Genomic DNA, 20,565 nt, shown 5'->3' on the forward strand with positions numbered 1-20,565 from the left:
CAAAGATCAGTAACCGGTCATTTCCAGGTAACCCCTGCCCTGCCCGCTGCCGCCCTCGACCCGCACCGGCCCTTCCCAATACGGGAACCGGGTGTTCATCCAGGCCTGCTTGTACAGCGCTTCGACCTGGACATCGACGCCCTGCTCCGGCAGCCGCACGCGCCAGCGGGTCGGTACGGTTTTACCGTTTGCCTGCTTGCTCGAGGCCAGCACTTGCAGCTCGATCTGCGCTCCCTGGAGTGCCTGGATCTTGCCGTCGGCGCTGACCCAGGTGCCGGCTTTGTAGGCATCGCCGTGAGCTTCGCGCACCTGAAACAGCATTACCTTGGCGCCGCTGTCCAGGTGCAGGGAAAACCAGTCCCAGCCTGACTGCCCGGCCGCCAGCGGTTGGCTGCTCCATTCGCGATCGAGCCAGGCCTGACCGGTAACGGCCACGTGCTGGCCGTCACGCTCGACTTCGCCACTGACCTGATAGAACGGTTGGCTGTAGTAATAGGAAGCCTGGCCTTTGCCGGATTTTTCGCTGTAGCCCTTGGCCCCGTGCAGCACCAATGGCCGCTCACTGACCAAGTGCAGATCAAAGCGGAAATCCTCACCTGCGGCTTTCATCTGCAACTGGCCAATCCCATTGCCGCCCAGCAGCGACCAATCATCTATCCAGGCGCGAAATGGCTGCGCCTCAACCCCAGCCTGGCCGATACCACCGCGGGCGAGCACCTCACTGGACTGATGACCGCCCGGCCCCGTCAGCGCCGCGTGGCCCATCCACAGATTGGGGCTGTTCCAGTCGGCGGTTTCTGCGCCAGGGCGCAATGCCGAACGAAACAAGGTCCACTGCGCGCCCCACTGCCGCCCCTGGGCATCCTGCAAGTTGGCGGTGACGTACCACCACTCGATGCGGAAGCCGTCGTGGGCGCCATGATCACGCGGGAACTGCAGCTCATGGCCCGGCGTGACCTGCTGGAAGGCGCTGGCCTCCTGCCCCAAGCCGGCAAAACTGTTGGGCTCGGGTGCAGGCGCATCGCAGCCTGCAAGCAGCAGGCACAGCGCGGTCAGCCAGGGTTTAACGTTCATTGGCAAACTGCCTCAAGAGATCGCTGGGTTGCCTGCGCGCCAGTTGCCAGAGCGGCCAGACGCTGGCCAGAAAGCTGGTCAGCACGCCGAGCACTGTCAGTTGCAGCAGCTGACCGGGGAACACATAGAGCGGCAGACGCCAACCAAACGCCTGCACGTTGACCACGGCCACCAGGCACCAGGCCAGCAGCAAGCCAAGCGGAATCGCCAGCAACACGGTGCAACTGCTCAGCATCAGGGTCTGGCCGAGTGTCAGCCAGATCAACCGACGGCGTTCGACCCCCAGCGCCCACAACGGCGCCAACTGGCCCAGGCGGCTCTGGCCGAGGCTCAGCAGGCTGATGAACAACGCCACGCCAGCGATACCGAGGGTCAGGCTGTTGAGTGCGGCGGTAGCGGCAAAGGTGCGCTCGAACACCGCAGCAGACCATCGCTTGAGCGTGGTCTGCTCGACCATGCGGCTGTCATCGAGACTGAACTGTTGGCCCAGCGCCCGCTTTAGCGCCGGCAAATGCTCGCCAGCCAAGGTCAGGCCCAGATTGCTCAACGTCGCCTGCGGCCAGTGCTGGCGTAACCAGTCGGCGCTGATCAGCAGGTGCCCTTTGGGATTGCCATAATCGGCATAGATGCCCACTACCGGCATCGTTTGGGCTGATGGCTCGGGCAGTTGCAAGGCGTCGCCAAGACCCAGCTGCAGGCGCCTGGCCAACTGTTCGCTGAGCATGATCCCGCGCCCCTGCGCAAGCTGCTCCCAGGCACCGGCGGATTTTTCCAGCAGCGGCCAGTGATTGTTGTAGTACGGGTGATCGACGATGCCCTGGACCTGCGTCGGCCATTGCTGCAGCCGCCACTCGACGCGCCAGTTGGGCAGCACCGCGGTGACTTCGGGCTGGCGTGCCAGCCAGTCGCTGATCTGCACTGCCTGCGCAGTGTCGCGCGGGGTCAGGTACAGGTCTGCCGACAGGCGCTGATCGAGCCAGCCGGTAAAGGTGCGGCGAAAGCCCTCGGTCATGCTGCCCACACCGACGCTGGCGGCCAACGCCAGCAGCAAGGCCATCAGCGCCAGGCTCAGCGCCGGCAATTGCTGGCGGCTGTCGGCCACGAACCATTGCGGCAATGGCCGCCGGCACAAGCGCGCCAAACCGGCCAGGGCAAGCTCGAGCAAGGCCGGCAGCAATAGCGCCGCTGCCAGCAGCAATGCCGCGAGCAGGACAAAGGCGCTGCTCAGGTTATTGCCCCACTGCCAGCACCCCAGCGCTACCAAACCAAGCAACAAGGCGACCAGCGCCTGACGACGCAGCCACGGCCCTTGGGCCAGGCGCCAGGCCTGTGGCTGGGCAAGCGCCAGCAGCGGCAGGCGCGCAGCGCGCAGCACGCTGCTGACACCGGCCAACAACGCACCGAGCAGACTCACGCCGACGCCGGCCAACCACCACTGCGGCGACAGGCTCAGCTGCCCGGCGATCTGCGCTCCATACAAGCCGCGCACGCTGGCCGCGAAGTCAGGCAACAACAGGCTGGCCAGCAGATAACCACTGACCACCCCGGCGAGGCCGCCGAGCAACGCGAACGCACCCAGCTCCAGCGCCAGCCCGGTCAACAGCACCCGCAAGCTGACACCGCAGGCACGCAAGGTTCTGATCAAGCCGCGCCGTTGCTCGAGCGCCAGGCCAATGGCCGCATGGGCAATGAACAGGCCGACCACGAATGCCAGCAAGCCCAGCGCAGTCAGGTTGAGGTGAAAGCTGTCGGTCAGGCGCTGCAGATCACCGTCGTCGCCACCGGTTTGCAGCATAAGCTTGGCGGCGATGTCGGCAGGCAGCGCGGTGGGTTGTTTTTCGAGCAGCAGACGCGACAGTTGTCCTGGCGCGCCGAGCAGCGCCTGCGCGTGGCCGATATCGACCACGATCACCCCAGGCGCCAGGTCCGCTTGCAGGACCAACGGCGGCATCAGCTGACCATCGCGGGTGCGCGCGCGCTCACCCGGTTGCAGGTTCAACTGGCGTAGCGTGTCTGGACTGATCCAGGCTTGCCCAGGGCTGTCGATGAAGGCCGCAAGCTCGAACGCTTGCGCCTGTACCCCGGCCACGGCCATCTTCGCTGGCAGGCTCAGCGGTTCAATACCGATCAAGCGCACTGCCTGAGTCGCGCTTCCTGAAAGTTGCAGGCGGCCTTCCAGAACCGGCGTCACCTGCACGCCTCTAGTGCGCAGTTGCACATACAGCGCTTGCGCCAGATGCTCGCCCTGACGCGGCACCAGTTGCGTCTGGCTGGCGCCCGAAAGCACACCACTGGCACGGGCATAGTCGCTGCGGGCCTGGCTGTTGAGCGCCTGCACGCCGGTCCACAATGCCGTTGCCAGCCATAGCCCGGTAAAGATACTGAAGCACTGCAAGCGGTGCCGGCGCCAATGGCTGAGCAGCGCCTGCAAGGTGATCAGCAGGCTGGCCATCAATCCGGCTCCGGCTGAACACGTCCAGCCTTGAGGAAGCACCGATGTTCGAGCCGCGCCGCCAACTGCCGGCTGTGGGTCACCATCAACAGGCTGCTGCCCGCCTGGGCAACCAGCTCGAGCATCAGTTGCAGGACTTCTTCACTGCTTGCCTCATCGAGGCTGCCGGTGGGCTCGTCGGCCAGCACCAGCGCCGGCCGTCCCGCCAACGCACGACCAATCGCCACACGTTGCTGCTGGCCGCCCGACAGCTGCTCGGGGTAGCGCTGCAACAACTCGGTCAACCCAAGCCGCTCCGCCAGCTGCGCGGTCCAGGCAGGATCGTGGCGCCCGGCCAAGCGGGCTTGAAACGCCAGATTGGCGGCAACGTCGAGGCTGCTGATCAAGTTGTACTGCTGGAACACCAGGCCAATGCTGTCGCGCCGCCAGCGTGCCAGCGCCGTTTCGTCCCGCGTATCGAGGGGTACATCCTCGATCAGTATCCTGCCACTGTCAGCCCGATCAAGTCCGGCGAGCAGGTGCAGCAACGTGCTTTTGCCACTACCGGATTCGCCCATCAGCGCCAGGCTGCTGCCCCGCGCCAGTTGCAGGTCGACGCCCTGCAGTACAGGCAGAACGCCCTGGGCGGTATTGAATGACTTGCGCAGCTGCTCGACGACCAACATCGGTGGGGGCTTCCTCTCAGGGCACAACGGGCGTTAATCACTAACTCTTGGGCACAGCGTTGCAGCATTAGGTTGCATCGTTCTGCCCTTCAAGGGTAGGCGCAATCGGGGCTAAACTGAGGTACGAACATCATCAGGCTTACAGGAACCTCCATGGCCCGCACTGCGATACCTGGCTACCACCCATCGTGGTTGCTGCTGATCCTGCTCATCGGCAGCCTTGCATCGCTGACGGGATGCTCGAACAAATCCAGCGCTACGCGCTATGCCCAAGCAGGCGCGAACTGCTTCGCCAAGGCAGTGCCGACCGCTGGCGAGGGTGGCCTGGCATGGGGCAACACGTTGAGCGCGGCGCGCAAGAAATCCATGGACAGCTGCATGCGCTATGCGAGCCGTTCAGGCGGTACGCCGAAGACCTGTCAGGTGGTGATGGCCAAGTGCAAGTGATGGGTGGCGGCTACGAGCGGGCCCGCTAGTTCGAGCTATAAGGTTGGTTCACTCGGTTGGTCGTAAGACCGCCCGCCCGCAGCCACCATTGCGATTGTTCAGGCATTGCACCTGAACAATCGCGCAATCATGGTCGGCCAGTGGGCAGGCAGCAATCAGGCGAATCTTATTGCCAGGGGTTACTGCAGCCACGGCGGCGGTGGCGGCTCCTCGCTCTTGACCGGGCCACGCTCGGCTTCTTCACGACCGGCACGGCGACGTTCGTCATCCATCCGCGCCGCTTCGATCTCGCGCAGCACGCCGCCGACATCGGCGTCGTGGTCGTCATCCTCGAACTCGCCGGTCAGCGGGCTATCGGGCAACAATTCCCCGGCCTCGAACAGCGACCACATCTCGCGGGCGTAGCGGGTGTCCTTGAGCTCGGGAGCAAAGCGCCCGAAGTAACCGCTCATGTTCGCCACGTCACGATCGAGCATGCTGAAAGCATGGTTGTTGGCGGCAGCATCGACGGCCTGCGGCAAGTCGATGATCACCGGGCCATCCGGGCCGAGCAGGACGTTGAATTCGGACAAGTCACCGTGCACCAGCCCTGCACAAAGCATCAAGACGATCTGGCGGATCACGAACGCGTGGTATTCACGCGCCTGATCCGGCTCCAGGTGAACGTCGTTGAGGCGTGGCGCGGCGTTTCCGTCGGCATCGACCACCAGCTCCATCAACAGCACGCCGTCCTGGAAGTCGTAGGGCTTGGGCACTCGCACGCCGGCATGCGCGAGGCGGAACAAGGCGGCCACCTCGGCGTTCTGCCAGGCATCTTCGGCTTCCTTGCGACCGTACTTGGAACCCTTGGCCATGGCCCGCGCCTGGCGGCTGTTGCGCACCGTGCGCCCTTCCTGGTACTCGGCCGCCTGGCGGAAGCTACGTTTGTTGGCCTCCTTGTAGACCTTGGCACAACGCACCTGGTTACCGCAGCGCACCACATACACCGCTGCTTCCTTGCCACTCATCAAGGGCCGCAACACCTCGTCGACCAGACCGTCTTCGATCAGCGGCTCAATACGTTTTGGAGTCTTCATCAGGTTTAATTCAGGGTCCTGTTCTGCCAGACACATGGTTTGCCGGCCATCCTCTCACAGCCTGATCCGACTTGCTCGTTTCGAGCTAATCAATACGCGGATGTTGTTGTACCAAATGCGTGCGTTTGGCCTCAAGTTCAGCAATCTGCTCGTCGATATCCTCGATTTTTTGCTCAATGTTGTCGTGGTGTTCCTGCAGCAGTTCACGCGCTTCCTCGATGTCCGAGGCGGCGGGCGCAGCGCCGCGCAATGGCTGATTGGCAGTTTCTTTCATGGTGATACCGGTGATCAGACCGATCAGGGCAATGACCATCAGGTAGTAAGCCGGCATGTACAGGTTGTTGGTGCTTTCTACCAGCCAGGCGGCGATGGTCGGGGTCAGGCCGGCAATCAGCACAGAAATATTGAAGGCACTGGCCAGCGCGCTGTAGCGAATGTGCGTAGGAAACATCGCCGGCAGCGTCGAAGCCATCACCCCGATGAAGAAGTTGAGCAGCACCGCCAACATCAGCAAACCGGCGAAGATCAGCCCGAGCACACCGCTGGTGATCAGCATGAAGGCCGGGATGGCCAGTGCGAACAAGCCGATGCTGCCGCACAGGATGAACGGGCGGCGGCCGTATTTATCGCTGAGGAAGCCGATCAGAGGCTGCACGAAGAGCATGCCCACCATGATCGCGATGATGATCAGCACCCCGCGGTTCTCGCTGTAATGCAGGTTGTGCGACAAGTAGCTGGGCATGTAAGTCAGCAGCATGTAATAGGTGACGTTGGTGGCGATGACTACGCCTACGCAGGTCAGCAGGCTGCGCCAGTGCTTGGTAGCCACCTCCTTGAACGACACCTTCGGACCGCCAGCCAGGCCTTCGCGATCGCCCTGCTCGAGCTTGTCGACATGCTGCTGGAAGGCGGGGGTCTCTTCCAGCGCATGGCGCAGGTACAGGCCGATCATGCCCAGCGGCAGCGCCAGCAGAAACGGCACCCGCCAGCCCCACTCCTGGAACCTCTCTTCACCGATCATGGCCGAGATGAACACCACCAGGCCGGCGCCGGCAACAAAGCCTGCGATCGAGCCGAAGTCGAGCCAACTGCCGAGGAAGCCGCGCTTGCGGTCCGGGGCGTACTCAGCGACGAAGATCGAGGCACCGGTGTATTCACCCCCTACCGAGAAGCCCTGGGCCATCTTGCACAGCAGTAGCAGGATGGGCGCCCAGATACCAATCGCGGCATAGGACGGAATCAAGCCAATGGCGAAGGTGCTCAGGGACATGATCACAATGGTGGCGGCGAGAACCTTCTGCCTGCCGTATTTGTCGCCGAGGGCGCCGAAGAACAGCCCGCCCAGGGGCCGAATCAGGAACGGCACCGAGAACGTACCCAAGGCTGCGATCATCTGTACGCTGGGGTCAGCGCCGGGGAAAAAGACCTTGCCGAGCACATAGGCGACAAAGCCGTAGACGCCGAAGTCGAACCACTCCATGGCGTTGCCAAGCGCTGCGGCGGTGATCGCCTTGCGCATCTTGGCGTCGTCAACAATGGTGATGTCTTTCAAGCCGATCGGCTTGACGCTTTTTTTGCGTGATTTCATATCTGCCACTCTGTTACTGACGTGTCCATTACCGGTTGCCATTGTTTTAATGGCCAGGCTCTAAGGCATCAGATACAAAGGGTTACGAAAAAATTCACTGAGCGCCGACATTTTTCGCGCCAGCAAACAGGCCATCTGCGCTGAGGCTCCACGCAGATGGCCTGGTATTGGTGCTCAGCGCAGCGTTACTGACTGCGCGTTACCCGCCAAATGGTGTTGGCGAGGTCGTCGGCGATGATCAGCGCACCACGCGGATCCACCGTCACACCCACCGGGCGACCGCGGGTCTTGCCATCTTCACCACGGAAGCCGGTGGCAAAGTCGATCGGATCGCCGGCCGGCTTGCCATTGCTGAACGGCACGAAGATCACCTTGTAGCCCACCGGATTCGGTCGGTTCCAGCTACCGTGCTCGCCGACGAACGCGCCCTCGGCAAACTGCGCGCCCATGGCCGCCACCGAAAAATCAACGCCCAGAGCCGCAACGTGGGAGCCGAGGCTGTAATCCGGCTTGATCGCCGCAGCGACTTTCTCGGGGTTCTGCGGCTGCGCACGTGGGTCGACGTTCTGCCCCCAGTAGCTATAGGGCCAGCCGTAGAAGCCCCCCGCTTTGACTGAGGTCAGGTAGTCAGGCACCAGGTCAGGGCCAAGCTCATCGCGCTCGTTGACCACAGCCCACAGTTCACCGCTGGTGGGTTCGATGCTCAGCGCAGTCGGGTTACGCAGGCCAGTCGCATACGGCTTGTGCGCGCCGGTCTGGGCGTCGATCTGCCAGACCATGGCCCGATCTATTTCGACCTCCATGCCGCGCTCGGTGATATTGCTGTTGGAGCCGATGCCGACGTACAGGTAGCGCCCGTCGGGGCTGATCGTCAGCGCCTTGGTCCAGTGGTGGTTGATCTCGGCCGGCAGGTCGCTGACCTTACTGGGCGGGCCACTGGCCTTGGTCTGGCCATCCGCGTAGTCAAAGCGCACCAGCGCATCCTGATTGGCCACGTACACGCTGCCCTCGAAGTAGGCCAGGCCATAGGGTGCGTTGAGGCCTTCGGCGAACACCGTTTTCACTTCGTACTTGCCGTCACCATCAGCGTCACGCAGCAAGGTCAAGCGGTTACCGCCCTTGACCTGGGTATTGCCCTTGGCCTTGATAGAGCTGGCGATGACATCCTTGGGCTTGAGTTTGGCCGCACTGCCGCCGCGCCCTTCCGCTACCAGAATATCGCCGTTCGGCAGCACCAGCGTCTGCCGCGGGATCTTCAGGTCAGTGGCAATCGCAGTGACGTTGAAGCCCTGCGGTACGGTTGGCTTGAGATCGCCCCAGGCGGTCGGCTCGGCGATTTTCATGCTCGGCAACAGGCCGCGCTGCTGATCAGGCAATTTCGGGTTGGCGCCGTAGGTTTGCGTGGCGTCGCCCTCGCCACCGCAGGCGCTGAGCAGCAGCGCCATGCTCAAGGCTGTCAGTGCATGTACGCGGTTCATCGCACACCTCCGGAGCGCAGATTGGTCAGGCCGAGGCCGGTTGCGATGCACGCCAACGCACTGACGATGACCGACAACACCAGCCCCGACGGCATAACGGCCCAGGCATCCTTGGCATGCTCAAAGGCGTTCATCAGGCCCAGCAGCCAGGTAGCCAGCAGCAGCGCGAAGTACACCACTGGGCGCCCACCCTTGTGCTCGGCGCGGATCAGATTGACCAGGGCAAACAGCAATGCCAATCCGCAGAACAGCAAGCCACCGGCAATCAGCCAGGCAGCAAAGTTGGCCCATTGAATCTGGTAGCTTTGGTAATAGGCTATGTCACTGAGCAAGGCGCCGAGAAACAGCGGCACGGTACCGGCCAACAGAGTCGCGTGCAGCGCTCCTGGCCGGCAGCGATAGAGGGTTGAGTCGTTCACGGTGGCTCCTTTCATCGATCCAGAGGTCCCTCCCTGCACAGACTGCGCCTGGAGGCCTAATGGAAGATCGCTCGGCCAAAGCGATAGTTCAGCGCAATTGAAGACAGGGCTGTAATCTGGCGGCTACCCGTTTGCTGAGCGGCACCGGCTGAGGACTAGAGTTTTGGGCAAAGACGCTGACAACCCGTGCATATCCAAATGCCAGATCCGCGACGAAGTTTGCCTGGGCTGCGGGCGCAGCAAAGACGATATTCGCAAGTGGAAGAAGATGAAGAAGAGCGAGCGCATCGAGGCTGTGCAAAAGGCCAAGGCGCGCTTGAAGGCTATCAAGAAAGGCAAAAAATAAGGGGGCCGCAGAGCAGCCCCACGTGGTAACCGCTTAGCCCGCGAACTTGGCCCGCGCTGCGTGCAGCTTCTTGTAGCTGTCGACCAAGCGCAGGTGCCGATCGAGCCCCTCCAGCTTCATACTGGTCGGCGTCAAGCCATGGAAGCGCACGTTGCCCTCGACCGAGCCCACGACCGCATCCATCCGCGCATTGCCGAACATGCGGCGCAAGTTGACCTCGTAGTCGGCCAGTTCCAGTTCATCATCGAGCACCACTTCCAGCACCACGTTGAGCGCCTGATAGAACAGGCCGCGCTCCACGGTGTTGTCGTTGAACTGCAGGAACGCTTCTACCAGTTCCTTGGCTTCGTCGAAGCGCTTCAAGGCGAGCTTGATCAGCAGCTTCAATTCCAGAATGGTCAACTGGCCCCACACCGTGTTGTCGTCGAACTCGACACCGATCAAGGTGGTGATGTCGGTGTATTCGTCCACTTCGCAGTTATCCAGACGCTTGACCAGCGCCTTCAGGCTGCGGTCGTCCAGGCGGTGCAGGTTGAGGATGTCTTCGCGGAACAGCAGCGCCTTGTTGGTGTTATCCCAGATCAAGTCTTCAACCGGATAGATCTCGGAATAGTCCGGCACCAGGATACGGCAGGCCTTGGCGCCAAGGTGCTCGTACACGGCCATGTACACTTCCTTGCCCAGCGATTCGAGGATGCCGAACAGGGTTGCAGCCTCTTCCTCGTTGGAGTTTTCCCCTTCACCAGAGAAGTCCCACTCAACGAATTCGAAGTCGGCCTTGGCACTGAAGAAGCGCCATGAGACGACACCGCTGGAGTCGATGAAGTGCTCGACGAAGTTGTTCGGCTCGGTCACTGCGTGGCTCTCGAACGTCGGCTGCGGCAGGTCATTGAGACCTTCGAAGCTGCGTCCCTGAAGCAACTCGGTGAGGCTGCGCTCAAGCGCGACTTCCAGGCTTGGGTGCGCGCCGAACGAGGCGAACACGCCGCCAGTGCGCGGATTCATCAAGGTCACACACATGACCGGGAATTCGCCGCCCAGCGAGGCATCCTTGACCAGCACCGGAAAGCCCTGCTCTTCCAGCCCCTTGATCCCGGCGAGGATGCCCGGGTATTTGGCCAGCACGTCCTCAGGAACATCTGGCAGGGCCAGTTCACCCTCAAGAATTTCCCGTTTTACCGCACGTTCGAAAATCTCTGACAGGCACTGCACCTGCGCCTCGGCCAGAGTGTTGCCGGCGCTCATGCCGTTGCTCAGGTACAGGTTTTCGATCAGGTTGGAGGGGAAGTACACCACTTCACCGTCGGACTGACGAACGAACGGCAGCGAACAAATGCCGCGCTTCACATTGCCCGAGTTGGTGTCGTACAGGTGCGAGCCGCGCAGTTCGCCGTCGGGGTTGTAGATCTCGAGGCAGTACTCATCGAGGATCTCGGCAGGCAAGGCGTCCTTGCTGCCGGGTTTGAACCAGCGCTCGTCCGGGTAATGCACAAACTCGGCGTTGGCGATGTCTTCGCCCCAGAACTGATCGTTGTAGAAGAAGTTGCAGTTGAGGCGTTCGATGAACTCGCCCAGCGCCGAAGCCAGGGCTCCTTCCTTGGTGGCGCCCTTGCCGTTGGTAAAGCACATGGGCGAATGCGCATCGCGCACGTGCAATGACCAGACGTTGGGCACGATATTGCGCCACGAGGCGATTTCGATCTTCATCCCAAGGCCCGCGAGAATGCCCGACATGTTGGCAATGGTCTGCTCCAGTGGCAGGTCCTTGCCAGCGATGTACGTGCTTGCCTGCGGATCGCTGTCGAGCATCAACAAGGCTTGCGCATCAGCATCCAGGTTAGCCACCTGTTCGATGACGAACTCTGGGCCGGCCTGTACCACCTTCTTCACCGTGCAACGGTCGATCGAACGCAGGATGCCCTGGCGGTCCTTGTCGGAGATATCCGCCGGCAGTTCGACCTGGATCTTGAAGATCTGGTTGTAGCGGTTTTCCGGGTCGACGATATTGTTTTGCGACAGGCGAATGTTGTCGGTGGGAATGTTGCGCGTTTCGCAATACAACTTCACGAAGTAAGCCGCACACAATGCCGACGAAGCCAGGAAGTAGTCGAACGGACCCGGCGCCGAGCCATCGCCCTTGTAGCGAATGGGCTGATCGGCGACCACCGTGAAATCATCGAACTTGGCTTCAAGTCGGAGGTTGTCGAGAAAGTTAACCTTGATTTCCATGCGGGATTACCATGATAAAGCGAAACGAAATGGCCGCCATTATCCGGATTTTTGCCGCGCAAGTCTTTGCCGATCAGCGCGGCGTACAGGTTGCAGCCGCTGGCGTGCTTGCTTAGCGTCAAGGCCGCTCATAAAATGATAATGACTCCCAATTGCGCTTCGAGCCTTTTATGACCTCCAGCCATCGCCCGCTGAACCGTCAGGTGCAGTGCCTTTACCAGGAACATCAGCGTTGGCTGTTGAGCTGGCTGCGCCCCCGCGTCGACTGCCGTGAGCTTGCCGCAGACCTGGTGCAGGATGTGTTCATTCGGGTGCTCAGTGCCAAGGATGCACAGAATCAGCTTGAGGCAGTGCGCGAACCCAAGAGTTACCTGGCCACCATCGCCCGCCGCCTGATGATCGACCATTTTCGCCGGGCTCGACTCGAACGCGCCTGGCTGCAGGCCCTGGCCGAGCAACCCGAGGCGGTCAGCATCAGCGAAGAAACCCGCGCGATTTTGCTCGAAAGCCTGTGCGAACTGGATGCGATGCTCGCCGGTCTGGGCCCAAACGTGCGCCAGGCGTTTTTGCTGTCGCAACTCGACGGCATGAGCTACAAGCTGATTGCAGAGCAATTGCAGGTTTCGGTGGTGACGGTTACCCGCTATGTAGCCAAGGCCACCCAGCATTGCGTGCTGTTCAGCCTGGGCGCCGGACGCTGATGACCGTCCTCCACGCTCGACAACGCGCAGCCCTGGAACAAGCCGCAGGATGGTTTGGGCTTTTGCAATGCGAGGAAGCCTCGGTTGCAGACCAGGCTGGCTGGCAAGCATGGCTCGACCGCGATGAATACAATCGCTGGGCCTGGGCTCAGATCGAACAACTGCAACAACGTCTGCATGGCATGCCCACGAACGTTACCGGGCGAGCGCTGCGCCTAGCCGATCAGCCCGCGCTGGATAGCAGACGCGCCGTGCTCAAAGGTTTCGCCTTGATGATGGGTACCGGCGCGCTTGGCTACGCAGGTTATCGCCAAGGCCAACGCGCAGGCTGGATGGCTGACTACCACACACGCACCGGCGAGCGGCTCAATACGATGCTCGCCGACGGATCGCGCCTGCAACTGAACACCGCCAGTACCGTCGACGTGCTCTACAGCGCAACTCAACGCCGAATACAACTGCACAGAGGCGAGCTGCTGCTTACCAGCGCCGCCGACCCTGCTCGTCGGCCGCTGCAGGTGCAGACCGCACAGGGCAGCATTCAGGCGCTGGGCACGCGCTTCGCCGTCAGGGCCGACGGCGCGAGCACGCTGGTCAGCGTTTTTCAACATCAGGTGCGTGTCACCCCAAACGGCGCTGCGCCAGTGGTGCTCGATGCAGGCACCCAGTGCCGCTTCAACGCCAGCCAGCTTGGCGCGGTGCAACCGATCAATGCCGGTCAGGACGCCTGGAGCGAGGGCATGCTGGTGGCCAATGATCAGCGTCTGGATGCGTTTCTCGCTGAACTGAGCCGCTATCGCCCCGGCTGGTTACGCTGCGACCCCGTGGTCGCAGGTCTGCGCATCAGCGGCGCCTTCGCCATCGACGACAGCGACCAGACCTTGCGCGCACTGAGCACGACCCTGCCCGTGCGCGTAGTACAAACCACACGCTATTGGGTCACAGTGGTAGCGCTATAAAGCATCCTGGTTCGGTAATCGCCCATTTTCAACCAGCAAACGTGCTAGCCGATTGACGAATTAACCAGATAGTACAAATATCGGGGCAATCAAAAACAACAAAGTGATCTGCCATGACGCCCCGAATTCTCGTGCTCAACGGCCCCAATCTCAATCTGCTCGGCACCCGCGAACCTGAACAGTATGGCCGCGAGACGCTCGCCGACCTCGCCAACAGCTGCGCCGACAGCGCCCGCGATCTGGGCCTGGATATCGAATTCCGCCAGACCAACCACGAAGGCGAACTGATCGACTGGATCCACGCCGCCCGCGGTCGTTGCGCCGGCATCGTGATCAACCCTGGTGCGTGGACCCACACCTCGGTGGCCATCCGTGATGCGCTGGTCGCCAGCGAGCTGCCAGTGATCGAAGTACACCTGTCCAATGTGCACAAGCGTGAGCCGTTCCGGCATATCTCGTTCGTCTCGTCGATTGCCGTTGGGGTGATCTGCGGCCTGGGTAGCCATGGCTATCGCATGGCGCTGGCGCACTTTGGGCAGATGTTCGCGGAGCAAGCAGCATGAGCCAACCAAGCATTCTGGCCGGCCTGATTGGCCGCGGCATCCAGGCATCCCGCACCCCTGCCCTGCATGAGCACGAGGGCGACGCGCAATCGCTGCGTTACCTGTATCGGCTGATCGATGCCGACCAGCTGGGGTTGGAAGACAGCGCCCTGCCCGATCTGCTTGAGGCCGCGCAACGCACCGGCTTTACCGGCCTCAACATCACCTTCCCGTTCAAGCAGGCGATCCTGCCGTTGCTCGATGAGCTGTCTGATGAAGCGCGTGGCATTGGCGCGGTGAACACAGTGGTGTTCAAGGACGGCAAGCGCATTGGTCATAACACTGATTGCCTGGGCTTCGCCGAGGGTTTCCGACGCGGGCTGGGCGACGTCAGCAAGCGCTTGGTGGTGCAGATGGGCGCCGGTGGCGCCGGTGCTGCAGTGGCCCATGCCCTGCTCGCTGAAGGAGTCGAACAACTGGTGCTGTTCGAAGTCGATGTTGCGCGCGGGCAAGCCCTGGTCGACAACCTGAACCAGCGCTTCGGCGCAGGCCGAGCTGCCCTGGGCGGTGATCTCGCTGCCACCCTGGCCGATGCCGATGGCCTGGTCAACACCACACCGGTGGGCATGGCCAAGCTGCCAGGCACACCCTTGCCAGTGGAACTGCTGCACGCGCGGCTATGGGTTGCCGAGATCATCTACTTCCCGCTTGAGACAGCACTGCTGCGCCACGCCCGTGCGCTCGGCTGCCGCACCCTCGACGGTGGCAACATGGCGGTGTTTCAAGCGGTCAAGGCATTCGAGCTGATCAGCGGCAGAGTCGCAGACGCCAGCAGGATGCAGGCGCATTTCGCCAGCATGGATTGAAATGCCGGGCGACGGGCTGCCGAGGTTGCAGCCCGCTTGCCTCAGCTTTCATGGCAGCCACTGGTGGCATAGCTGCGGTATTCAACGCTCTGGCGCTGGCCGTGCGAATCGAGATACTCGATGCGCGAGTTGACTACCCCGCACGCATTGCTGCGGTCATCTTCTACCGACAGTACTTTCTTCACGTCCAGCCGATCGCCATAGCGATAGTGCATAGCGCTGCTGCTTTCCATCGATACGCTGTTGGCTTGCGCAGCGATGGTGGCGCTGCTGGCAACGGCGAACAAGGCTGCACTGGTAATAGTCTTGAAGTTCATGGCAACGCTCCGGGCTAGGTGGGGAAGACCACGCTTCCCGTTGAGTGCCATTTCACCCCCGACAGGTATCTGCCCTGTGTCGCCGAAGCGGCGTTATTGCGAGCCCGTGTATCTGCAGCACTGCGAGATACACTGCAATACAAAGCCGCGCAGGCAAGCGCCTTGGCGCTCGGTACACTGCGTCCATTCTCGCTGAGACGGACTTGACTGATGGATCACATCAACCACATCCTAATCGTCGACGACGATCGCGAAATCCGCGAGCTGGTCGGCAATTACCTTAAGAAGAACGGCCTGCGCACCAGCATTGTCGCCGACGGCCGGCAGATGCGCAGCTTTCTGGAGTCGAACACGGTAGATCTGATCGTCCTCGACATCATGATGCCCGGCGACGACGGCCTGCTGCTGTGCCGTGAGTTGCGCGCCGGTCGCCAGCGTACTACGCCGGTTCTGATGCTTACCGCGCGCAATGACGAGACCGATCGCATTGTCGGTCTGGAGATGGGCGCCGATGATTACCTGACCAAACCGTTTTCCGCCCGTGAGCTACTGGCGCGGATCAACGCAGTGCTGCGCCGCACCCGGATGCTGCCGCCGAATCTGACCATCAGTGAAAGCAGCCGATTATTGGCGTTCGGCCAGTGGCGGCTGGACACCAGCGCACGCCACCTGCTTGACCAGCAAGGCACGCTGGTGGCCCTGAGCGGCGCCGAGTACCGGCTGCTGCGGGTGTTCCTCGACCACCCGCAGCGGGTGCTCAGCCGCGAGCAGTTGCTCAACCTTACCCAGGGCCGTGAGGCGGATATCTTCGATCGCTCGATCGACCTGCTGGTCAGCCGCCTGCGTCAGCGTCTGGGCGACGATGCTCGTGAGCCGACCTGCATCAAAACCGTACGCAGCGAAGGTTACGTGTTCTCGCTGGCGGTTCAACTGCTCGAGCCAACACTATGAAATGGCCGCACACGCTGGCTTCGCGGCTGGCCTTGATCTTCTTCAGCGGGCTGGTGCTGGCCTACGGGCTGTCGTTCAGCCTGCAGGCCTATGAGCGCTTTGTCAGCAGCCGCTCGATGATGCTCACCAATCTCGAACAGGATGTAGCCACCTCGGTGGCAATTCTCGACCGCCTGCCCGCAGCAGAGCGCGCCGCCTGGCTGCCGCGGCTGGAGCGCAGCACCTACCGCTACCGGCTCGACAACGGCCAGAGCGGCCAGGCCATGCCCAGCGAGAACCCGCCGATGGCGGCCGAGTCGGTGGTCAAGGCAATTGGCAAGGACCATCACCTGACGTTCCTGGAGATCCCCGGTCAGGACGCGCACTTCCAGGTCCATCTGCGCCTGGCCGACGGCGCCCCGCTGACCATCGATGTAACGCCAGCCCTGGCACCGGTAGCCAGCTGGCTGCCGGTTGTGCTGCTGATACAACTGGTGCTGCTGCTGATCTGTACCTGGCTCGCCGTGCACTTGGCGATCGGCCCATTGACGAGGCTATCGCAGGCGGTGGACAACCTCGACCCCAACGCCCCCGGGCAGCAACTGGATGAAAGCGGCCCACGTGAGGTCAGGTATGCGGCAGTGGCCTTCAACGCCCTGCAAGCACGTATCGCTGCCTACCTGAAAGAGCGCATGCAAATCCTCGCGGCGATTTCCCATGATTTGCAGACGCCCATTACCCGCATGAAACTGCGCGTGGAAGTGATGGATGATGGGCAGGAAAAGGACAAATTATCGAGCGACCTGAGCGCCATGGAGCATCTGGTTCGCGAGGGCGTGGCCTATGCCCGCAGCATGGACGGCGGCACCGAAGCGCCGTGCCGCGTTGATGTTGACGCCTTCATCGACAGTATCGTCTTCGATTACCAGGACAGCGGAGCCCAGGTCGAGCGGCTGGGCCATACCGGCGGTACCGTGCAGACCCGGCCGCATGCCTTGCGCCGGGTGCTGGTCAACCTGCTCGATAATGCGCTGAAGTTTGCCGGGGCTGCGCAGCTGGATGTATCCCGGCATAACGACCTGACGATCATCCGCGTGCTCGATGACGGCCCGGGCATACCTCAGGAAGAGCTCGACGAAGTACTCAAGCCGTTTTACCGGGTTGAAGGTTCACGCAATCGTCAGACCGGTGGCACCGGCCTGGGATTGGCGATTGCCCAGCAACTGACGCTTGCGATGGGCGCCAGGCTGACGTTGAGCAACCGCTCGGGCGGCGGACTCTGCGCCCAAATCGAGGTGCCTTGAAGGCATAGCCGGGGCTTGCAATACACAGCGATACACAACGCTGTTTGGTCGACACATTGCCGATACCTCAGCGTCGCAGACTCTGCTCTCCCCTCTTCATGCAGCGGAGTCTGACCATGAACGCTATGAACCGCGCCTTCAGCAGTTTCGACAATTTCGCAGGCTGGACTGCCGACATACCGCTGCGCTTGTTCCTGGCCTGGGAGTTTTTTGAATCAGGCTGGGAAAAATTCAACGGCGGCAACTGGTTTGCCGACCTGCAAGCGAGTTTCCCGTTCCCTTTCAACCTGGTGCCTGCACAATTCAATTGGCAGCTGTCGATGTGGGTCGAGCTGGTCGCCCCACTGCTGCTGTTGCTGGGTCTGGGCACCCGGCTGGCCTCGGCGACACTGATTATCCTGACCGTGGTAGCCATTGCCGCAGTTCACTGGCCTGCCGACTGGTCGAGCCTGGCCGAGCTGGCCAAAGGTTATGCGATTACCGACCAAGGCTATGGCAACTTCAAACTACCGCTGATTTACCTGGTGGTCTTGCTGGCCCTGCTGCTGAGGGGCGCCGGCCGATTGAGCCTGGATCATTGGCTCTGGCAGCGACGCCCGATTACCACCAATACCGCGTGATAAATTTCCGCCCACGGCCCTCGTCATTTGTACAAATGAGCCAACCAAGCGAGTAAGCCATGGACCTGCAGAGCATTCTGGGCAATTTGTTCGCCAACGCCGCCAGCGTTGGCCTCAAGGGCGTGTTTCAGTTCGTCTTCGATGGCCATACTGCGTACTGGTACGAGGCCGGCGACCATGCCGAAAGCGGCAGCGGCCAGCACGGCTCGGCAGATGTCAGCATTGCCGTTGCCAGCGCAGATTTCATGGCGATCATGGCCGGGCAGGCCAATGTCGAAGAACTGTTCGCCAGCGGCCGCCTGATCATCGACGGCAACCTGGGCCTGGCTACTCTGCTGCCGCAGGCGATCGACATGGCGCTGCGCGGTAACCAGGCGCCTGCGGTCGAAGCCAATCGCCGCTATCCGCCAAGCGCCCGACCCAGCGATGCGCTGTCTGCAGCGCAGCCGCCGTTAACTCGAATCGAACGGCGGCCACGCTACGGCTTGGCCGTGGACGAGTTCCGCCAACACTACATGCTGCACGGCATTCCGCTGGTGATCAGCGACGCGCTGCACGACTGGCCGTTGTTCAGCAATGGTCATGAGGCCTCGCTCGAGCTGTTCGCCAACCTGCAAGGCATTACCCGCCACGGCGACTATGTCGAGAAAACCTTCTCCACCGAGCGCGACTTCCGCTCGACGTCCATGGCTGATTTTGTCTCCAGCCTGGACAACCCCATAGCGGTAAGCACTGACGGCAAGCCGCCCGCATACATGGGTAATAACATCCTGCCGGCACAACTGCTCGAACACATCCGCTACCCCGGCTATTTCGAAGCCGAGCAATTCATCCCGCCGCGCATCTGGATCGGCCCCAAAGGCACGCTGACGCCCCTGCATCGCGACGACAGCGACAACCTGTTCGCTCAGGTCTGGGGAGAAAAGTCGTTCATACTTGCCGCGCCCCATCACCGCGAGGCCCTGGGCTGCTGGGCGACATCGCCAGACGGGGGCCTGGAAGGCTGTGACGTTGATCCCAAAGCGCCCGATTACGCGCAATTCCCGCGTTGCCGCGAGGTGCGGTTCCTGGAAGTTGTGCTGCAGGCTGGCGACTTGCTGTTCCTCCCCGAAGGCTGGTTTCATCAAGTCGAGTCTCTGTCGACATCGTTGTCGGTGAATTTCTGGGTGGATTCAGGCCGCGGCTGGCCACGCTCGCCACTGCCTGAGGTGGTCGAAGCAGCGCCCTGCCCTACAGTACCCGCTTGATCAGCGGCTCCAGCCGACTGAAACGCAAGCGTTTGAGGAATTTGCGCACCTGCTGCGGATGCTCGCCCGGCTCGCCCAGCTCACTGGCCGAGCGCAGCGCCGGCGCATGGCGCCTGAGCGCTTGCAACTCTTTCTCGCGCGGCGCCAACCACTGGCCCAGCGGGTCATCGATGAGCAACCCGTTTTCAAGGTCGAGGTTGAAGCCGCGCGGGTTGAGATTGTTGCCGGTGAGCAGGCTGTAGCGCTGATCGATCCATACGCCTTTGGCGTGGAAGGTGTGGCCGGGGTCATTCCAGATGCGCAGGGTCAACTGACCCACGTCGATCGCCGCCTGGCGGCGTTTGGCAAAGGCGCGCAGGGTGTCTTCGTACAGGTACGGCAATACACCACTGGCGCTGAATGGCTCACCAGGCGCGACGTAAAAATCGTTGGCAGTACGGTCGCCGACAATGATTTCCAGCGCCACACCACGCGCCAGTGCCCGATCGATCTCGGCCATGACCAGGCGCGGCGGATTGAAATAGGGCGTACTGATGATGATCTGCTCGTCCGCTGCCGCGAGTAACGCGCAGATCGCACGGTTGAGCGGGTTGCCGCGGCCAATGCCGAGCAGCGGGATGACCCGCAGGCCGTGACTGGCCGGTTCAGCCGGCAATGGATAGGTCATGCGCCGCAAGCGTGCGCGCAAGCGACGGATAGCAGCGCGCATGGTGCGCGTGGCCGGCGGCGCGGGCTGGTCCAGGCGCGGCGTGGCAGCGCTGGCCAGCACCTCGTGGACCAGGCTGACCATGGCATCGGCAAGGCTTGGGCACTCGAACAGATGATAACGGTCGAGGCGATACCGATCGAAGCGATGCAGGTAAACGTTGTTGAGGCTGGCACCGGTGTAGATCACGCAATCATCGATGACGCTGCCTTTGAGGTGCAGCACGCCAAACAGCTCACGGGTTTGTACCGGTACGCCGTGGATGACGACGTCCAGACCGCGCTGTTCGCGCTGGGCCTGATACCAGGCGGCGTTGCCGGGCTGGCGGCCAGCGCCAAGCAAGCCACGACGCGCGCGGAACCAGTCAACCACGATGACAATCTGCAGTTCAGGCCGCGCCGCCTTGGCCTGGTAAAGCGCGTCCAGCACCTCTTGACCGGCTTCGTCTTCCTGCAGGTACAGCGCCACGATGACGATGCGCCGCTGCGCGCTGGCAATGCGTTCGAGCAACACCGTGCGATAAGCTGCAGCATCAGGCAGAGCGCTGATGGCTTGCGGGTCGATGGCAAAACCAAGCTGGGGAACAGGCATGGACGTGC

20 protein-coding genes are annotated in these 20,565 nt (G+C 62.1%); 10 read left to right on the forward strand and 10 right to left on the reverse strand.

Annotated features, from left to right (window positions below):
* Positions 1-6: 6 nt before the first annotated feature.
* The 3 genes from IDM28_RS13025 to IDM28_RS13035 are packed head-to-tail and all read right to left on the reverse strand — an operon-like array spanning position 7 to position 4,191.
* Positions 7-1,074 carry a lipocalin-like domain-containing protein gene (locus IDM28_RS13025; RefSeq protein ID WP_188036142.1) on the reverse strand — a complete coding sequence of 356 codons (1,068 nt, stop codon included), beginning with the start codon at positions 1,072-1,074 and terminating at the stop codon, positions 7-9.
* A complete protein-coding gene (locus IDM28_RS13030) occupies positions 1,064-3,526 on the reverse strand; it encodes an ABC transporter permease (RefSeq protein ID WP_188036143.1) in 2,463 nt (820 codons plus the stop codon). The genes IDM28_RS13025 and IDM28_RS13030 overlap by 11 nt, the downstream gene beginning before the upstream one ends.
* Positions 3,526-4,191 carry an ABC transporter ATP-binding protein gene (locus IDM28_RS13035; protein WP_188036144.1) on the reverse strand — a complete coding sequence of 222 codons (666 nt, stop codon included), beginning with the start codon at positions 4,189-4,191 and terminating at the stop codon, positions 3,526-3,528. The genes IDM28_RS13030 and IDM28_RS13035 overlap by 1 nt, the downstream gene beginning before the upstream one ends.
* Before the next feature lie 153 nt (positions 4,192-4,344).
* Between IDM28_RS13035 and IDM28_RS13040 the strand changes: the two genes are divergently transcribed.
* A complete protein-coding gene (locus IDM28_RS13040; RefSeq protein ID WP_101320085.1) occupies positions 4,345-4,638 on the forward strand; it encodes a hypothetical protein in 294 nt (97 codons plus the stop codon).
* 179 nt (positions 4,639-4,817) lie between these two features.
* On the opposite strand, the gene IDM28_RS13045 is transcribed toward IDM28_RS13040, so the two are convergent.
* From IDM28_RS13045 to IDM28_RS13060, 4 genes are all read right to left on the reverse strand, one after another.
* A complete protein-coding gene (locus IDM28_RS13045; RefSeq protein WP_150571859.1) occupies positions 4,818-5,714 on the reverse strand; it encodes a PA4780 family RIO1-like protein kinase in 897 nt (298 codons plus the stop codon).
* An 85-nt stretch (positions 5,715-5,799) separates the two neighbouring features.
* Positions 5,800-7,302: a glycine betaine/L-proline transporter ProP gene (proP, locus tag IDM28_RS13050; protein WP_101320088.1), complete on the reverse strand. Its 1,503-nt coding sequence runs from the start codon at positions 7,300-7,302 to the stop codon at positions 5,800-5,802.
* A 185-nt stretch (positions 7,303-7,487) separates the two neighbouring features.
* The gene (locus tag IDM28_RS13055; RefSeq protein ID WP_188036145.1) at positions 7,488-8,780 is read right to left on the reverse strand and encodes a PQQ-dependent sugar dehydrogenase; all 1,293 of its coding nucleotides are present in this window, start codon (positions 8,778-8,780) and stop codon (positions 7,488-7,490) included.
* Positions 8,777-9,214: a DUF2231 domain-containing protein gene (locus tag IDM28_RS13060; RefSeq protein WP_188036146.1), complete on the reverse strand. Its 438-nt coding sequence runs from the start codon at positions 9,212-9,214 to the stop codon at positions 8,777-8,779. Before IDM28_RS13060 ends, IDM28_RS13055 begins: the two co-directional genes overlap by 4 nt.
* A 148-nt stretch (positions 9,215-9,362) precedes the next feature.
* Between IDM28_RS13060 and IDM28_RS13065 the strand changes: the two genes are divergently transcribed.
* Positions 9,363-9,545, forward strand: coding sequence for a DUF1289 domain-containing protein (locus IDM28_RS13065; protein ID WP_101320094.1), 183 nt, complete (start codon positions 9,363-9,365; stop codon positions 9,543-9,545).
* Positions 9,546-9,578: 33 nt separating this feature from the next.
* Here IDM28_RS13065 and IDM28_RS13070 read toward each other — a convergent pair whose 3' ends face one another.
* Positions 9,579-11,774, reverse strand: a complete 2,196-nt coding sequence (locus IDM28_RS13070; protein WP_101320096.1) for an OsmC domain/YcaO domain-containing protein — start codon at positions 11,772-11,774, stop codon at positions 9,579-9,581.
* Positions 11,775-11,944: 170 nt separating this feature from the next.
* Here IDM28_RS13070 and IDM28_RS13075 point away from each other — a divergent pair, with 170 nt between their 5' ends.
* The 4 genes from IDM28_RS13075 (at position 11,945) to IDM28_RS13090 (ending at position 14,842) form a co-directional block, all read left to right on the forward strand.
* Positions 11,945-12,475, forward strand: a complete 531-nt coding sequence (locus tag IDM28_RS13075; protein WP_188036147.1) for a sigma-70 family RNA polymerase sigma factor — start codon at positions 11,945-11,947, stop codon at positions 12,473-12,475.
* The gene (locus tag IDM28_RS13080; RefSeq protein WP_188036148.1) at positions 12,475-13,434 is read left to right on the forward strand and encodes a FecR domain-containing protein; all 960 of its coding nucleotides are present in this window, start codon (positions 12,475-12,477) and stop codon (positions 13,432-13,434) included. Before IDM28_RS13075 ends, IDM28_RS13080 begins: the two co-directional genes overlap by 1 nt.
* Before the next feature lie 113 nt (positions 13,435-13,547).
* Positions 13,548-13,997, forward strand: a complete 450-nt coding sequence (gene aroQ / locus IDM28_RS13085; RefSeq protein WP_150569023.1) for a type II 3-dehydroquinate dehydratase — start codon at positions 13,548-13,550, stop codon at positions 13,995-13,997.
* Positions 13,994-14,842 (forward strand): shikimate dehydrogenase, encoded by an 849-nt coding sequence (locus IDM28_RS13090; protein ID WP_150571855.1) that lies wholly within the window; start codon positions 13,994-13,996, stop codon positions 14,840-14,842. The genes aroQ and IDM28_RS13090 overlap by 4 nt, the downstream gene beginning before the upstream one ends.
* Positions 14,843-14,883: 41 nt before the next feature.
* Here the strand turns inward: IDM28_RS13090 and IDM28_RS13095 are convergent, their stop codons facing one another.
* Positions 14,884-15,159: a DUF2790 domain-containing protein gene (locus tag IDM28_RS13095; RefSeq protein ID WP_188036149.1), complete on the reverse strand. Its 276-nt coding sequence runs from the start codon at positions 15,157-15,159 to the stop codon at positions 14,884-14,886.
* 210 nt (positions 15,160-15,369) lie between these two features.
* Here IDM28_RS13095 and IDM28_RS13100 point away from each other — a divergent pair, with 210 nt between their 5' ends.
* The 4 genes from IDM28_RS13100 to IDM28_RS13115 all read left to right on the forward strand — a co-directional run bounded on the left by IDM28_RS13100 (position 15,370) and on the right by IDM28_RS13115 (position 19,260).
* Positions 15,370-16,110, forward strand: coding sequence for a response regulator (locus IDM28_RS13100; protein WP_188036150.1), 741 nt, complete (start codon positions 15,370-15,372; stop codon positions 16,108-16,110).
* Positions 16,107-17,393, forward strand: a complete 1,287-nt coding sequence (locus IDM28_RS13105; RefSeq protein ID WP_188036151.1) for a sensor histidine kinase — start codon at positions 16,107-16,109, stop codon at positions 17,391-17,393. Before IDM28_RS13100 ends, IDM28_RS13105 begins: the two co-directional genes overlap by 4 nt.
* A gap of 116 nt (positions 17,394-17,509) precedes the next feature.
* Positions 17,510-18,013: a DoxX family protein gene (locus IDM28_RS13110; RefSeq protein WP_188036152.1), complete on the forward strand. Its 504-nt coding sequence runs from the start codon at positions 17,510-17,512 to the stop codon at positions 18,011-18,013.
* Positions 18,014-18,072: 59 nt separating this feature from the next.
* Positions 18,073-19,260: a cupin-like domain-containing protein gene (locus tag IDM28_RS13115; RefSeq protein ID WP_188036153.1), complete on the forward strand. Its 1,188-nt coding sequence runs from the start codon at positions 18,073-18,075 to the stop codon at positions 19,258-19,260.
* Here IDM28_RS13115 and pssA read toward each other — a convergent pair.
* On the reverse strand, positions 19,244-20,557 hold the full coding sequence (gene pssA, locus IDM28_RS13120) for a CDP-diacylglycerol--serine O-phosphatidyltransferase (RefSeq protein WP_188036154.1): 1,314 nt from the start codon (positions 20,555-20,557) through the stop codon (positions 19,244-19,246). The two genes, IDM28_RS13115 and pssA, sit on opposite strands and share 17 nt — an antisense overlap.
* Positions 20,558-20,565 lie beyond the last annotated feature (8 nt).

Source organism: Pseudomonas sp. EZ-C24, assembly GCF_014525325.1.
Classification (GTDB): domain Bacteria; phylum Pseudomonadota; class Gammaproteobacteria; order Pseudomonadales; family Pseudomonadaceae; genus Aquipseudomonas; species Aquipseudomonas shirazensis.